Consider the following 15305-nt stretch of genomic DNA (forward strand, 5'->3'; position numbering starts at 1 on the left):
GAACTATTTTACACTCTAGTTCGGATTTTCAACCTGATTTACTTACTAGCTATTTTGATTAATTCTCTTTCCAAATCTGTCATTACTTCTTGGAGCGTCGCACCATTTATGCCTTTTTCATAGACACTTAGAAGTAAATCCTTTAGTTGATCTTTTTCTGAAACTGCAGATTTCATTTATAATCCTCCAGCGATTAGACCTATTATTAAATATTACATGTATTCTATCTATATACCATTTTTTTGTCCGTTTATAACCTTCTTTTGAACGATAGACATATAATATCATACCTTTTAGGAATTGTAACCACTTGGAAATATTTAGAGAATTATTATTTCAATCGGTCGGGTAAAGACATAATGGATTCAATTAACGTATTAAGCTTCCCTTCAATACGATGGAGTAAATAAAAGGTGACAGCAATTGGAAATCCTACCTCTTTGATGAGTGATAGCCAAGTGTCTTCCACTATTCCTCCTCCTTCCTAAGTAGAAAGGGAGCGACCAGGCGCCCCCATTAACGGTTAAAGCTCAATTGCAGTGACATTTCTCTCTACAATTCTAGCTTCTTTTTTCTCTACAAGATCCCCACCGGAAGAGTACAACGCATTTTGTTCAAGAATGGTATCCATCGCTGCGTTTATAGCTGCAGAATCAACAGGCTCCACCGGCTCATCCAAGGAAATAGTTACCGTACGACCTTCTGTGTTTAAAAACTTTAGCTCTAGTTTTTTCAACGTACATCACCTCCCTTCCTTCCTTTACTTCCCTTTACGATTCTGTGATTAATAGGTCATCTGACTGCTGAATGGAATGCAGTGTCTTTTGTTGCAATGGCACGAGAACATTTGCGATAGCGAACAACTGATCAGGTGTTGCGGTCGTTTTTACGTTGTTAAATGATTTTCTTTTTAACATCACTTCACCTGTTTCAGGGTTCACCCCATTTTCAAAGATGAGCTGTAATCCAGAATCGATTTTTTCAGCTACTGCCATGTGCGACACCTCCTTTCACTTTAATAATGGGTTTTAGGAGTCGAACTGGTGTCTGGCATATATAAAATTTTCCCGCATATATTAAAAAAAACTTGTAACGATTTACCCTCCTTTCTCGTCTTATTTCATATAAAACTCTAAAATTGCAACGTTATTTTTCGAGTAATTTCTCAAGATTATGTTTTACTAATAAGATTTCTAGTAGTAAAATGTACATTAGTGTATATTTGAGATGATTTTTTTTGTGAAAATGGTAAGGAGATAGATATATGTCGAAACAAAGACGGGAAACTAGAATTGGTAGAAGAAAATGGAGATTTCGAAAACGTTTTTTCCTATTATTAATGCCTCTACTAGTACTAATCTGTGGTACCACAGTTTATGGGGCACTTCTAATTAACAAAGCAGATAAAGTTGTTACAAAAGCCTATGAGGATGATGGTCGAGAGAAATCCGAACTGCGTGAAAAAGAAGTAGATCCGACAGAGGATAATGTATCGGTTCTGTTTATTGGAGTAGATGATAGCGAAGCTAGAAACTATGAAGGGAATTCTAGATCGGATGCCCTTATATTGGCTACCCTTAACAAAGAAGATAAGAGTGTTAAGCTTTTGAGTATTCCTAGAGATACTTATACGTATATCCCTGAGGTTGGATACAATACTAAGATTAACCATGCCCACGCCTATGGTGGTGCACCCGCTTCCATTGAAGCAGTAGAACAACTATTAGAAATTCCAGTAGATTACTATGTTCGTTTGAATTTTGAAGCGTTCGTAGATGTCGTAGATACATTGGGTGGAGTCAAAGTAGATGTTCCTTACGAGATGTATGAGAAGAACTCTGCGGATGTGAATGGCGCCATCCACTTACTTCCTGGTACTCAATTGCTAGATGGAGAAGAAGCTCTAGCATTTGCACGTACGAGAAAGCAAGATAACGACATCGAACGTGGAAAAAGACAACAAGAAATTATTAAAGCAATTATTAAAAAAGGTGCCGTTTCCATTACGAAATATGATAATTTGTTAGAAGCTGTTGGGGAAAATATGACTACCAATATGACGTTTGACCAAATCAAAAGCTTCGTAACATACGGTGCGACTGGGAATCTAAATGTATCCACATTAAACCTAGCTGGTTCGGATTCCATGATTGACGGGGTTTACTATTATCAGCTGGATGAAACAGATTTAGCCGCAAAGCAACAGGAATTAAAGCAACACTTAGGATTGACTTCTAATAAAGAAACTACATCTAGTTCATTGACTGAGGAGTCCACTACAACAGGAACAACCACTACAGAGTAAGACAAAACGAAAAAAGCGTTCATTCCGATTGGAATGAACGCTTTTATTGTTTTGAATCGATTGCCTTTTTCAATTTATCTGGTTGCTGACTTCCTATCACAATCGTTTGGTAACGTAGTTTCAACTCCACCCCTTGGTTTCCATACGTATTGTAAGCAACCTCTCCTTTGAGGTTCATTCGAAGTCCCCATCCCCCGAATCGCTTTAGCGGATGATACTCAATCACTTTATAATCAAGCAGGTCCTCAAACGGAATCCGTTTGTAGGACAGATGAAAGGGGACGGGCCGGATATAGATTCCATCCTGACGAACTTCTGTAGTGAGCTTGAAAACACCCAACAGGAGAACAGGGAGAATAATTCCGATACTAATCCAAAGGATAATAATCGTGACATTTGAAGTTGGCTTGTTTCCTACTGGAATTCCAAGGATGATTTGTTGGATAAAACAATACCATTGAAAGCCGGCTATACCTAAGACTAATAACCAAATCCATACTTGACGTGGCCTTTGAACTTCACGAAATAAAACGTTAGATTGCTTGGGCATCTCCCCCATCCTTTCCTTCCTTTCTCTTTAAAGTACGATTAGAATAGAGGGAAAGTTCCATAAAAAACGCTTCATTTTATTCAAAAAGAACGTTTTTACCACTATAATTTACCGAAACAAGCGTAAACCACCTAGCACGCTTCCAGCGGTTATTAAACCACCAGGAATGAGGTATAAATAAACAGATTCAATCGGTAGTAACGAAGATGCCCAGATTACTACGCTAGTTCCAACGAGATAAGCAAAAAGAATAGCTAATGTCTTTCGATCACTCAATTGATATTTGTATTTTCTTCTGGCATCCATCATTAATAAGACAAGGTTAACTGCCGTTCCGATTACGGTCCCCATTGCGATAGCAGATGCACCATATTCGTCTATAAACACCTGTACGACGATGATGTTAATCACAAAGATAGAAATAACATTGTAAATAATCGGCAAGTAGGAATTCTCCATTGCGTAGAAGAACCTCGTAACATACGTGTTCAATGCCAAGGTAAGCATAGACAATGATAAGATTTGAAGTAACGGGAATGTGTATCTCGTAGAATCCGAATTGAAATTCCCATACTCAAACACCGCTTGTATGATTTCCTCTGCAAAGAAATAGACGAATACTGTTGCTGGCACTAGCAATACCGTTAACCAACGGAAGCCCTTCTGATAAATATCTTCCATTTTCTTAAAATCAGCCGCACCTGCAGCTTTTGCTAGCATCGGATAAATGACAGTTGTTACACTAGTCATTAACACCGCCTGTGGAAACTGTGTCATTTTAGATGCATAGTTTAAGGAAGCAATGGCTCCCTGATCTAAATCTGCTGCGAATATGCGTTGAATTAAGAAATAAAATTGTAGCGTTGCCCCCCCAAATAGGATTGGGATTGCTAGCTTTAAAAATCGCTTCGTATCCGGACTTTTTTCAAATACGAAACGGAAAGAAACAAGCTGTTCACGCCGAATGCTGCGGACAAGCACAAGCACCATGACTACCGCACCAATCGTAGCCCCTAAACCATAGGAATACACCGAAATCGACGGGGTCAACACTACCCCTAACAACACAAACACAGCATTAAAGGCTAAAGTTGAAAAAGCTGTCAGTCGAAAGCTACCATACACATTCATGACACCACTAAGCCACATTCCGATTACTAAGAAGAAGGTCGATGGGGCCATCCATATAAATAGATTGCTCGTTAATTCCATTGCCGCTGAACTCATGCCTGAGAAAAAGGTTTGGATCCATAAATCAGAGAACACCATAAATAAAAGGGTCAAAACTCCGACTGTAATCGTAAGCCATGTGAAAATCGTTTGAACGAATTGCTTTTTTCTCGATTCATCGAGCTTACTATAGACAGATATAAAAGCAGTCGTAACCGCTCCACCAAGCACAATGTAGAAAAAGTTCGGAATGGTGAATGCTGTAATAATACTATCTGCTTCAAAACTTGTACCGTATTGATACCCGATAATCACTTCTCTTGCAAAGCCTAGAAGTCGAGCTAAAACGTTTATAACCGCTACCGCTCCTAGTATTTTTAATAATCGCAACGTATCTCTCCTACCTTTTTGTCATCCATAAAAGGAAATAATTCTTTCTATTAATGTTTCCTGATCATTTGCTTCTACTTTTTTCTGTGAATGTTGTACAAGCTCCTGCTGCAGTTGTTTATCCTGTAAAAGGCTATCTAGCTTCTCCGCTAGGTCATTCGCATCTTTCGGATGTACTTTAAGCCCAGCTTGATCGTCCAATAAATAAGTCAATCCACCGACATCTGTACCAACAACCGGCGTTCCACAAGCCATGGCTTCCAATGCCACAAGTCCAAACCCTTCGATATGGGAGGGAAGAACAAACACGTCTGCCGCTGCCATCCACAAGGCAAGCTTCGGTTGGTCTTGAGCAGGATGAATATGAATATTAGGTAAGTCCTTGAATTCTTCTTGAAACCATTCATAGTAAGCTTTATTCTTTGGCTCACCCATCATATGTAGAGAAAGGTTTTCCATTTTTCCGTTTAGCTGACGAAAGGCTTGTCCTAGCTCAGTCAACCCTTTTGCTTCTATTAAATTCCCTACGAAGAAAATCATTCTTTCTGCTTGTGGAAGGTCGAGCTTATTACGTGCCTCTTCCTGAGACATGACATGAAAGACATCGCGATTAATCCCCATACTTAAAACATGAACCTTTTCTTCTGGGACATGAAATTGTTTAATAACTTCCTCCTTCAAACGAACACCAACCGCGATTACTTCATCCGCTTTCTTCACTATTTTTTCAGTTAAGGAGCGTGGTAATCCACCTTTATGTATCATTTGGTCTATATCACCACCATGAGATGTTACAATAAGCTTTTTACGAGGATACATGAATTTATATACTAACCCTAAAAGTCCAGTTGGAAAAAGATAGTGCACGTGAACCGCGTCATAGGACCGCCCTTTTAATAGAATTGCTAAGAATCCTTTTATAAAAAAGGTAAGGTATTTTGTGATAACACGTCTCTTCCCTTTACGAGGATCAGAAATGGCAATAACATCAACATCTAATCCTTTCGCTTTTAATAATTCAGCTTGGTTTTTCACAAAGATTCCAAATGTCTTCGAGTGACGGGAAGGATACATATTACTTAGAATTAAAACTTTTTTCTTCACGGTTTTGTCTCCCTTCTGAAAGACTACTATAGTTCGACAATCCATACCATTATACTACTTTTCCATGTCCCACATACAATAATATTTCGTTTGGAATAACGAATTGCTCAACTGATTTTGATTCGTTTTCCGGCTTCTGAACATGGAATAGTAGACGACTTCCCCCTGCTTTGGTTATATTTGGTATGTACTGTCTTCCCTATTAATTCATGATATACTTATAATTAGTCAGTATATAGGAACTAAGGAGAATTGACGATGGGTGTTTTAAACAAATGGACTCAAAGTAAAGAACAACGAACTCTAAAAAAATACGAAAAGACAATCGAAAAAATAAATAAAAAGCAACACGAGTACGAGCAGTTAACCGATGAACAACTGAAAGCGAAAACGGAGGAATTCAAGCAGCTTTTAGCTGATGGTAAAACCGTGGACGATATTAAAGTCGATGCATTTGCGACAGTTAGAGAGGCTTCGAAACGCGTGCTCGGTTTACGCCATTTCGATGTGCAATTAATCGGTGGGCTTGTCCTTTTAGAAGGGAATATTGCAGAAATGCCAACCGGAGAAGGAAAAACGTTAGTAGCTTCCTTGCCTAGCTATTTACGTGCACTTGAAGGAAAAGGGGTGCACGTTATAACTGTGAATGAATATTTGGCTCGTCGAGATCAATCCTTAATCGGACAAATCCATGAGTTTTTAGGGTTGACCGTAGGCTTAAACGTACCGAATATTCACCCTTTAGAAAAACAGCAAGCCTATAAAGCGGATATTACGTATGGAATCGGTACGGAATTCGGCTTCGATTTTCTCCGTGACAACATGGCTTACTCTAGTCATCAAAAGGTACAAAGACCGTATCATTATGCGATCATTGATGAAATTGATAGTGTTTTAATCGATGAAGCGAAAACGCCGCTTATTATTGCGGGAAAAATGATGCCTAGCCAAAATCTACATAACGTTTGTGCGAAGGTAACAAAGAACTTCAAGCGTGATCGTGATTATACGTACGATGAAGAAGTAAAAACCGTTAGTTTGACAGATGAGGGCATCAACAAAATTGAAAAGATTTTTGCTATTGACAATTTGTTTGACCTTGAACATCGTGCTTTAAATCACTACATGATGCAGGCTCTTCGCGCTCGTGTTCTATTTGAACGTGATGTAGACTATATCGTCGACAACGGCGAAGTGAAGCTAGTAGATATGAATACTGGACGTGTCATGGAAGGGCGCAATCTAAGTGAAGGCTTACACCAAGCCATTGAAGCAAAGGAAGGCTTGAAGATTACGGAGGAAAACAAAGCTCAAGCATCCGTAACCATTCAAAACTACTTTAGAATGTATCCGATTCTTTCTGGTATGACAGGCACGGCCAAGACTGAGGAGACAGAATTCCAGCACGTCTATAACATGGATGTTGTCCAAATTCCAACGAACAAGCCAATTATGCGAAAAGATATGCCGGACAAAGTCTTTTTGAAAAAGGATCAGAAGTATCGATATATTGTGGAAGAAGTTCAGAAGCGCCATGAAACAGGGCAACCTGTCTTAATTGGAACTACGTCTATTCTCCAATCAGAAAAAGTAGCGAAGTATTTAGATGAGGCGAAGCTTCCTTATCAGCTGTTGAATGCAAAAAGTGTCGAGCAAGAAGCTCACTTAATCTCTTTAGCCGGTCAGCGAAATCAAATCACAATAGCGACAAATATGGCTGGTCGTGGTACCGACATTATGCTAGGGGAACAGGTTGCAGAGCTTGGCGGATTGTATGTGATTGGTACAGAGCGTCACGATAGTCGCCGAATTGATAATCAGTTAAAAGGCCGTTCAGGGCGTCAAGGAGATCCTGGTGTGTCCCAATTTATTATTTCCTTAGAGGATGATCTCATTGTTCGTTACGGGAAAGATGACTTAGAGCGTAAGCTTCCATCGATTAAAACAGATGAAAAAGGGCTCGTATTAAACAAAGACATCGATAAATTCATTGATACGACACAAAAAATTGCAGAAGGTAGCCACTTCCAAGTGCGTGAGTTTAGCTTAAAGCTGGACAATGTCATTAATGATCAACGCCAAGTGCTGTATGCTTTACGCAACAAGATTTTAGAATCTACCGATACATTGAAGGTGCTAAAGCGGCATATGGCAGACACTCCATTTGCTCTGTTTGATCGATATATTCCGGAGGGCACAGTCAAAGAGGACTGGAGAATGAAAGAGCTTGAAACACAGCTTAACCACCTTCTATTAGTAGAAGTCAAACTTCCAGAGGATGTAGAAGAAGTAGAGGATTTACGAGAAAGCTTACAGCCTTTTGTAGATGAGCATTTAACGTTGCTAGAACAATACGAAGACAATGAAACTGTATTAGAACAAGTGAGACAAACCAGTATTTCCTTCATTGACCGTCAATGGACACAGCATCTTGACGAAATGACACGGATGAAAGAAGGCTTAGGCATGCGTCAATATCAGCAAGAGGATCCGGTTCAACTCTATCAGCGCGAAGGATTTGAATTGTTCGAAATGATGTTCCACGGTCTTGAGATGGATATTACACGTATGGTTACACAAATTGTTCGAAGCTACGAAAAGCATAAGCAAGCGAAAAATTAGGAAAGGAAGATTTGATGTTTCCGTTTTCCCGAAAAAAAAGTTTAGAGCATAAGTCCGGTGAAGACAAAACGGTGAATGCTAGTGATATTCTAGGTGAAGAGTTAAATTCCGAGGAAGAGGAGGAAGGGATTGATACAGAGCTTTCCTTCCACCCCGACTGGGAAATTCCAAATGAGCAACGTTATGTGTACGCGTTTCATAATAGTGAAGCTCCTGCACTCAAACCGAATCAACTATCTTTGTCTGGCATTGATATTGAAAAACAAGGTCGCAATGTTATTTGCACGGCCTTTATCCGTCAAAGCCTAGATAAACCCATTCAGCTTAAAGAAACAGCTATTTTGTTACTAGGCCCAAATAACGAACAAATTGCTAGGAAAACATTTGATTTAAGCCAGGTAGGTACCATCCCTGCCAAAAGCAGTCGTCCTTGGCAATTTATCTTCCAGCCAGAAAATCTTTATACAGATATGATTCCTAGCGAAGGATGGTCCTTGGCGTTCGAATTACGCCCGTCTAGTCGCAAGCATGAACTAGATTTAGATGAAGCGTGGAAGCAATCGCTAGCGGACGGTGCAGTTAGACAGCTAGAGGAAGTCGTTGCGAATGCAGCTCCATTGAAGCCGGGTGAAGTGAACTTTATGGGGATTAGTGCCAAGCGAACAGAGGAAGCAGATTTGGCGATAACCATCTTGATCCGGAATGGTGCCGATAAAAATATTAAGCTAGAGCAGCTTCCATTGAAGGTCGAGGATGCCTCTGGTGAAGTAGTGGCACAGGGCAGCTTCACGTTAACCGATTTTGAAATTAAAGCAAATACTAGTAAGCCTTGGACGTTTGTCTTCCCAGCTAGCTTGGTTCAAAAGGAAGAGTTAGATTTATCTAAATGGAAGGTTTATCCTGTTCAATAAGATTTCCCCTCTTTTTAAGAGGGGTTTTTTAAAATATATTGGAACAGCTAGTTTACAAAACACAGATTGTTCGTTAGAATAAATATATAAACTATGAATCTATTACTCTCTTAACTGCAAAGAAGAAATTTGGAAAATGGTCATTCGGTACATACAATGAATGATGACGAACGGTGTTGCTCCCTTAGAAACACCCTTACAGTAAACGGAAGCTGTGAGGGTGTTTTTTCATGTTATTTTGTAGATATTATAGTTAAATGTATCATATGGTACATTTGCAAAAATAAAGACCAATCGATTTATTGTCGATTGGTCTTTATTAGTTCGTTTAGAAATCCACCATCGTACGGTAGATAAATAATGCGAATTGAGATCTAGTGATTTTATCATTTGGATGGAACGGGTCGGAAACCGTTACATCGTTAAAGTAAATCGTATTAACCGCTTCTGGATTCCAAATACTCGCTTGATCCTTAAACGTATGTGTAGTAGTCGGCTCAGCATAGTAGGAATCAAATGCTTCTGTCATAACTTGAGCCATTTGAGCACGAGTTAAATATTCTTTCGGACGGAGTGCTCCACCGCCACCTAGCAATTTATTATACTCTGCTTCCGCCAATTGCTCATAGTAAGGATTATCCGATTCTACATCATCTGCTTTCATTTGATAGCTACTAGGCTTTGTTAAGTTTAAAATATTGTCTAAGATGACAGCCACGTGTTCACGTTTTAAGTTAGCAGAGGATTGGAACGTTCCATCTGAATAACCTTGGGCATAATCATGAAGTGCCAAGAAAGCTAAAGCCGCAGCACGTTTGTCATCCCCTGCATCTGTAAACGTAATCGACTCGTTTCCCTTGTTTAGATACGCAGACGTGATATAGCCAGTGTGATTCTCCCCACGTACCTTGTAATATACAAAGTCATTATCGATATCTGGAGATTCAACAGGACCGCTTACTACCTTTAGTGGCGTGTACGGCCAAAGCGCTGTAACGACAGACCCCCCAATAGAAGATCGTAAATTAACCGCCCCATCTCGTTCATCTACATACACAATGCCATTCATTGCATACATTTGTTGAGATGGCGTTTGCTTTGTAGTCTCGTAGCTCACACCTGTTGGGAACTTCATCGTGTCACTACCAGTTTCATAGCGAATGTCGAAGGTAGGAAACGTAAAAAAGGCATTATCCCAAGAAATAAAGGAAGAACCTGCAATTCGATCATATACAGAATCTTGATATGTGTTACCAGGGTGCAGGTTTGGGTCATTCGCTTTAGATGCGCCGTTATAAGCCATAATTGCAAAATACCAATCCTCTAACACTGTTCGATCATGGTCATTAATAATTGGTAAATAGCTTGTATTCCATTTTTCATTTAGTACTTGTGCCGCCACATCAATATTATAGGAGTAATCTGTTTTTAAACGTTCAACATTTACCGCAATATCAATGTTAGATGGGGTTACTTGCATTACACCAATTCCACCGTCAGGAGATACATTTGGTGTACCATCTGACTTAAATTGCTTATATCCTGTTTCCACAAACGCGATAGCTTTCAAAATTTCAGGTGGGATATCATATTTCTCTGCTTTTTCCATGATTGTTTGCTTCATCTGTTCATAGGATGGGTTTTCTTCTGCTTGTGTAATGGTTGGAAACAATCCAAACACTATAAATAACCCAGCTACTATGCTACTAATCTTTTTCATTTCATTACTCCTCTCTCCTAATTTCCATCTATTTTCCTATTATACTAGAATAGATTGCTAGAATGTACCCCTTAATTTATTTAATTTTTTTAAGCTCCTTATGAAATCACATATCTTGGGAATACTATTTAAAAAATGCCCTTTTAAGGAGTCATACAATGAAGGTTTTACAGGAAAAGCTTGAAAAAAATGAAGATGGTTATGTCCTTTATTTACATATCGACATAGGCAATGAAGAATTTTCAAAGGATTTTGGGGAAACGATGGAAGAAGAAAGCCTTCCAGACAGGCTTCGTAAATACTCCCAATCGAAATATAAACATGTCCAACTTTCTGCAATTAAGGTAGTCGTTGGATCCGTAATGGTAGCGTCTATTCTATTACCCACATCGACCAAAGCCCATGATGCATCTTTTAACATGTCGTACTTTTACTTTGGCTCTTCCTCTGCCGGGATACGAGCTGTGGATCGAACCGCTGGAAGCTTAGACGTTATTTCACCTAGTTATTTCAATCTAGATGCGAATGGAAATCTGGAATTATCGGATAGCTTCGATCCTGTATTTATTCGGGAAATGCATAATCGTAATATTCGCGTCGTTCCGTTTATTAGTAACCATTGGGATCGAACACTCGGACAAAAGGCATTAGCAAATCGTGAAAATTTATCTACTCAGATTGCCCAAATTGTTCAGCAGTACAATTTGGATGGAGTTAATGTAGATATTGAAAATGTAACGCATACAAGTAAGTCGGATTATACCGATTTTGTTCGTCTATTATCACAAAAAATCCCACAATCGAAAGAGCTATCGGTAGCAATTGCTGCAAATCCTAATCATTGGACACTCGGTTGGCACGGTTCTTACGATAACTATGCTTTATCACAATATGCGGATTACTTAATGCTGATGGCTTATGACGAAAGCTATGAAGGAAGCGCATCTGGTCCTGTTGCAAGTATCTCTTGGGTAGAAAAATCTATTCGAGCTTTAGTTGTAGATGAAGGGGTTTCGCCTAGTAAAGTTGTGCTCGGATTACCTTTCTATGGCCGTTACTGGAATCAGTCCGAATCACGAGGAGGATATGGTATCTCCAATAATCAAATTTCTACGGTTATCCAAACCTATAATGGTCAAATCACCTATGATAAAGCACAGGAATCCGCAAAAGCCACCTTTACCGTTCGATCAGGAGATCCAGTGACTTATATTGGAGGAAGAAAGCTTACTACCGGAACCTATGATGTTTGGTATGAAAATGAACAGTCTGTTTTAGCGAAAATCAATCTTGTGCACAAATACAACTTAAAAGGAACAGGGAGCTGGAGCTTAGGACAAGAGCACCCATCGATATGGAGTAATTGGGATATGTATTTATCTCATCATGTGTCTAGTAACTCCACCGCAGCCTCCTTCTATAGTTTTCAGGATGTCGCCAATCATTGGGCTCGTGATGAAATGTTTTATACCTACCAAAAAGGTTGGTATAAAGGAAGAACACCGACTACCTTTGCTCCAAACGAAAATCTTACAAGGGCCCAAGCAGCAGCCCTAATGGTGAAGGTGTTTAACCTTAGCCCTAAACAAAGCTATACCACCTCTTCTTTTCGTGACATTTCTAATGCGCATTGGGCAAAGGATGCTATCGAGATTGCGTATCAGCATGGCATTTTCCACGGACGGCAGGATGGCAGGTTTGGCCCGAATGAATCGTTAACACGTGAGCAAATGGCCGCTGTCTTTGATAACCTTTTCCGTGATTATTACGACTCTACGAAAGTAAATGAACCTGTATATTTTCGTGATGTACAAGCATCGGATTGGTCCTATGAAGCGATTAAATCCGTGAAACAGCAAGGAATTATTGAAGGTTCAGGAGACCGTTTTCGCCCTGGCGATTCCGTTACCCGTGCGCAGATGGCCATGATTTTAACGAATGCTGCATCATTTATTGCTTCCAAAAACCAAGAAACACTCTTTCCACAAAATTTGCAGCTAGAGAGTCAAGGCCCTGATGTATCCTTATTACAAATTTATTTAAGGCGACTAGGCTATTATTCAAACCCTGTGCATGGGTATTATGATAGTGCCACCATGCAAGCAGTCACCGAATTTCAGTCCAATAACGGACTTTATGCAGATGGATATTTTCGGTATGATACGGCACAAGCATTATTGCAAGCGATAAAGAACGAATAAAAAGGATAAACCAAGTGGTTTATCCTTTTTCGCTCTTTATTGATTTGCTTTTTGTTGAGTCAAATATAAGAATGTTGCAAACTGTCCCCGACTTACAGGCTCATCAGGACGGAAATCTTTGAGTTGATTGGTAATGCCTAAGTTAGCTAAAATTTGCACATTTTGTTTGTGAGAAGCACTCACATTTGATAGGTTAATAGATACATTGGTACCAGTACTCGTTAATCCATATGCATTAACAAGCGTTGAAGCCATTTGTTCCCTTGTTAATAATTGATCTGGATTATAGTTCCCACCACTACCTTTAAATATTCCTGCCTTCGCAACAGCAGCGATAAACTCGGAATATAGGTCCGTTGATTTCACATCTTTAAAATAATCTTCAACCGTTGATTTTGCTGGTGTTGTTAAACCTAGCGCTCTTGTAAACATAATCGCAGCGTGTGGACGACTCAACTCTTTATTTACACCGAACGTTCCATCTCCATAGCCTTGAATTCCGCGCTCTGTTAACCATTGGATCCCTTCGTAATGAGACCCCATCACTTGTAAGTCAGAATAATATACTTGTCCAGGTTCTTTCGCAACTGCCATTAGAATAGTAGAAACGGAACGCTGAACTCCGTCTGATGGAGAATTCGCAAGCTCCAATAGCTTCTCTCCAGGGTAACGTACACCCATTGTTGTAGAGCCGCCACCATCAAGATTTAACGCTCTATCTGCGCCTAGACTAACTAGATATTTCGCAAACTCCGTAAGATTCATTCCATTACTATAACCTGCTTGACGACCATCAACCGTTACGAAGAAAACACGGTTTCTTGTACTATCAATTGCCACTGCCGTACGAGGCGCTCTTTCGCTTGCTCTGTAACTATTTGGATCCATGGATAAGTTAACATGTCCATTTTCCACTAATAGCGGACCACTTGCCAAAATGAAGGAAGAGTTTTTCCATTTGCTATCAATATCAACAGATACAGAAATGGTATCCCCTACCTTTACTTTAGATAAGTTCGTCGAGCCAACACCAGTTCCCGAAAGAACAAATCCGTTCGTTGGAATCTCAGTCTTTGTCTTGTCCCCGTAAGGACGAACAGCTGTTACTTCTCCTGTATAGGTTCCACCGAATTGTAAAGAAGGAGCTTTTGGCAATGTGACAACTACTTCTGTTCCGTAATGATTGGTTTCCGTATAGGTACTGGAGAAATCAGAGGTATATAAAATGGTTTCCTGTGATAAACGTTGTTTGTTTGTGCTTGTAATATCAAATGTTTTTCCGTCATGCGTATAGGTTAAATCTAAATTGTAATAATCAATAATTCCTTTTCCATCCTTATCAATTCCAAATGCAATTGGGTCATTGACATAGTATTCTTCTCCATCTGATACAACGCCTGCGTTAAGCAATTTATTATTTTTAGATACTAGATACATAGATTGCCCGAATTGAAAGAAAGAGCCGTTTATCGCTCCAACCACCCGGTGTCCTGCCTTGCTAAATTGTCTAGCACGCGTAATTGTTGGAACTAGCTTATTAATTTCTGTAGGTACCCCTACTTCTACTGCTGTGTTTGAATTGCCAATATTTACATTCAACACTCTGACAGCTTGATTTGTGCTGGAATCTGATAGTCTAATATCCTTATAGGAAACTCCATCAGAAACGCGAAAAGACTCTTTAACCTTCGTAGTAGCCGCTTCTGAAGCCTGTGGAAAACTACCAAAAATTAAGAGAATAACCAAAAATAATAGCCCTGCCTTATACCTTACGTTTTTATCTTGTTGTCTCTTACCCAATATGTATCCCCCGTTCTCTTCAAAAATTTACCTTTCTAGTATATCTATTTATCTATTATTTTTCTATATGATTCGACAAAAAAATAGAAAATGAGAGATTCGACTTATATAAAGTCTATGAGGGAAGAAATTCATTTGAAAAACAAAAAATCTCCGGCCTATTGACCGGAGATTTTTTACTTATGAGGTTGTGCCTCGAAGCTGATCGATAGCCTCCTGAAGCAAACGAGCAGACTCTGTGACTTCATCTTCCGTAATCAATCGATTCTGGTGAACCTTTTGTGCTTGAAGCATCTGATTCATTAACGCTCTGTATTCATTGGATGTGTTCATATGATCCATTTTCATTGCTTTAAGAAGAGCTTCCGCTTCTGATATTTTGGTGGATAATGGTCTTCGACTAATGTTTATTCATTTGTTATATACCGTTGGATGTGTATCCAACTTTCTCCTTTATTTTGTTTTAATGAATTTACTAACCTATACTTCATACGCGCGCCTTTTACGCGAATACATAAAAGACGCACGCTAT

At 39.4% G+C, this 15305-nt stretch carries 14 protein-coding genes; 4 read left to right on the plus strand and 10 right to left on the minus strand.

The window, feature by feature from the left end; translation table 11 throughout:
- Positions 1-38: 38 nt before the first annotated feature.
- From FN924_RS18960 to FN924_RS15610, 4 genes are all read right to left on the minus strand, one after another.
- The gene (locus tag FN924_RS18960; RefSeq protein ID WP_158634038.1) at positions 39-176 is read right to left on the minus strand and encodes a hypothetical protein; all 138 of its coding nucleotides are present in this window, start codon (positions 174-176) and stop codon (positions 39-41) included.
- Positions 177-331: 155 nt separating this feature from the next.
- A complete protein-coding gene (locus FN924_RS15600; protein ID WP_143896051.1) occupies positions 332-469 on the minus strand; it encodes a YvrJ family protein in 138 nt (45 codons plus the stop codon).
- Positions 470-523: 54 nt separating this feature from the next.
- Positions 524-736, minus strand: a complete 213-nt coding sequence (locus tag FN924_RS15605) for a DUF2922 domain-containing protein (RefSeq protein ID WP_143896053.1) — start codon at positions 734-736, stop codon at positions 524-526.
- 34 nt (positions 737-770) lie between these two features.
- On the minus strand, positions 771-995 hold the full coding sequence (locus tag FN924_RS15610; RefSeq protein WP_143896055.1) for a DUF1659 domain-containing protein: 225 nt from the start codon (positions 993-995) through the stop codon (positions 771-773).
- A gap of 269 nt (positions 996-1264) precedes the next feature.
- Here FN924_RS15610 and FN924_RS15615 point away from each other — a divergent pair, with 269 nt between their 5' ends.
- The gene (locus FN924_RS15615; protein WP_143896057.1) at positions 1265-2305 is read left to right on the plus strand and encodes an LCP family protein; all 1041 of its coding nucleotides are present in this window, start codon (positions 1265-1267) and stop codon (positions 2303-2305) included.
- 43 nt (positions 2306-2348) lie between these two features.
- Here the strand turns inward: FN924_RS15615 and FN924_RS15620 are convergent, their stop codons facing one another.
- The 3 genes from FN924_RS15620 to FN924_RS15630 form a co-directional block, all read right to left on the minus strand.
- On the minus strand, positions 2349-2855 hold the full coding sequence (locus FN924_RS15620) for a DUF6141 family protein (RefSeq protein ID WP_143896059.1): 507 nt from the start codon (positions 2853-2855) through the stop codon (positions 2349-2351).
- Between the two features lie 108 nt (positions 2856-2963).
- Positions 2964-4415, minus strand: a complete 1452-nt coding sequence (murJ, locus tag FN924_RS15625) for a murein biosynthesis integral membrane protein MurJ (RefSeq protein ID WP_143896061.1) — start codon at positions 4413-4415, stop codon at positions 2964-2966.
- Positions 4416-4436: 21 nt separating this feature from the next.
- Positions 4437-5519 (minus strand): glycosyltransferase, encoded by a 1083-nt coding sequence (locus FN924_RS15630; protein ID WP_158634039.1) that lies wholly within the window; start codon positions 5517-5519, stop codon positions 4437-4439.
- Positions 5520-5777: 258 nt separating this feature from the next.
- Here FN924_RS15630 and secA2 point away from each other — a divergent pair, with 258 nt between their 5' ends.
- Together secA2 and FN924_RS15640 are read left to right on the plus strand one after the other, a co-directional pair.
- Complete coding sequence (gene secA2 / locus FN924_RS15635; protein ID WP_143896065.1) at positions 5778-8141, plus strand: accessory Sec system translocase SecA2; 2364 nt, start codon at positions 5778-5780, stop codon at positions 8139-8141.
- 14 nt (positions 8142-8155) lie between these two features.
- Positions 8156-9052: an accessory Sec system S-layer assembly protein gene (locus FN924_RS15640; RefSeq protein WP_143896067.1), complete on the plus strand. Its 897-nt coding sequence runs from the start codon at positions 8156-8158 to the stop codon at positions 9050-9052.
- Positions 9053-9380: 328 nt separating this feature from the next.
- Here FN924_RS15640 and FN924_RS15645 read toward each other — a convergent pair whose 3' ends face one another.
- A complete protein-coding gene (locus tag FN924_RS15645) occupies positions 9381-10772 on the minus strand; it encodes an S-layer homology domain-containing protein (RefSeq protein ID WP_143896069.1) in 1392 nt (463 codons plus the stop codon).
- Between the two features lie 158 nt (positions 10773-10930).
- Here FN924_RS15645 and FN924_RS15650 point away from each other — a divergent pair, with 158 nt between their 5' ends.
- On the plus strand, positions 10931-12973 hold the full coding sequence (locus FN924_RS15650; RefSeq protein WP_143896071.1) for an S-layer homology domain-containing protein: 2043 nt from the start codon (positions 10931-10933) through the stop codon (positions 12971-12973).
- A gap of 36 nt (positions 12974-13009) precedes the next feature.
- On the opposite strand, the gene FN924_RS15655 is transcribed toward FN924_RS15650, so the two are convergent.
- Positions 13010-14773, minus strand: coding sequence for a phosphodiester glycosidase family protein (locus FN924_RS15655; protein WP_143896073.1), 1764 nt, complete (start codon positions 14771-14773; stop codon positions 13010-13012).
- Between the two features lie 180 nt (positions 14774-14953).
- A complete protein-coding gene (locus FN924_RS18965; protein WP_158634040.1) occupies positions 14954-15106 on the minus strand; it encodes a hypothetical protein in 153 nt (50 codons plus the stop codon).
- Between the last annotated feature and the right edge of the window lie 199 nt (positions 15107-15305).

Source organism: Radiobacillus deserti (genome assembly GCF_007301515.1).
Classification (GTDB): Bacteria; Bacillota; Bacilli; order Bacillales; family Amphibacillaceae; genus Radiobacillus; species Radiobacillus deserti.

What these genes read in the sequence shown, in the direction of transcription:
- FN924_RS18960 (WP_158634038.1), bottom strand. Translation starts at nt 176, where the DNA reads ATGAAATCTGCAGTTTCAGAAAAAGATCAACTAAAGGATTTACTTCTA.
- FN924_RS15610 (WP_143896055.1), bottom strand. Translation starts at nt 995, where the DNA reads ATGGCAGTAGCTGAAAAAATCGATTCTGGATTACAGCTCATCTTTGAA.
- FN924_RS15615 (WP_143896057.1), top strand. Translation starts at nt 1,265, where the DNA reads ATGTCGAAACAAAGACGGGAAACTAGAATTGGTAGAAGAAAATGGAGA.
- FN924_RS15620 (WP_143896059.1), bottom strand. Translation starts at nt 2,855, where the DNA reads ATGCCCAAGCAATCTAACGTTTTATTTCGTGAAGTTCAAAGGCCACGT.
- secA2 (WP_143896065.1), top strand. Translation starts at nt 5,778, where the DNA reads ATGGGTGTTTTAAACAAATGGACTCAAAGTAAAGAACAACGAACTCTA.
- FN924_RS15640 (WP_143896067.1), top strand. Translation starts at nt 8,156, where the DNA reads ATGTTTCCGTTTTCCCGAAAAAAAAGTTTAGAGCATAAGTCCGGTGAA.
- FN924_RS15645 (WP_143896069.1), bottom strand. Translation starts at nt 10,772, where the DNA reads ATGAAAAAGATTAGTAGCATAGTAGCTGGGTTATTTATAGTGTTTGGA.
- FN924_RS15650 (WP_143896071.1), top strand. Translation starts at nt 10,931, where the DNA reads ATGAAGGTTTTACAGGAAAAGCTTGAAAAAAATGAAGATGGTTATGTC.
- FN924_RS18965 (WP_158634040.1), bottom strand. Translation starts at nt 15,106, where the DNA reads ATGAACACATCCAATGAATACAGAGCGTTAATGAATCAGATGCTTCAA.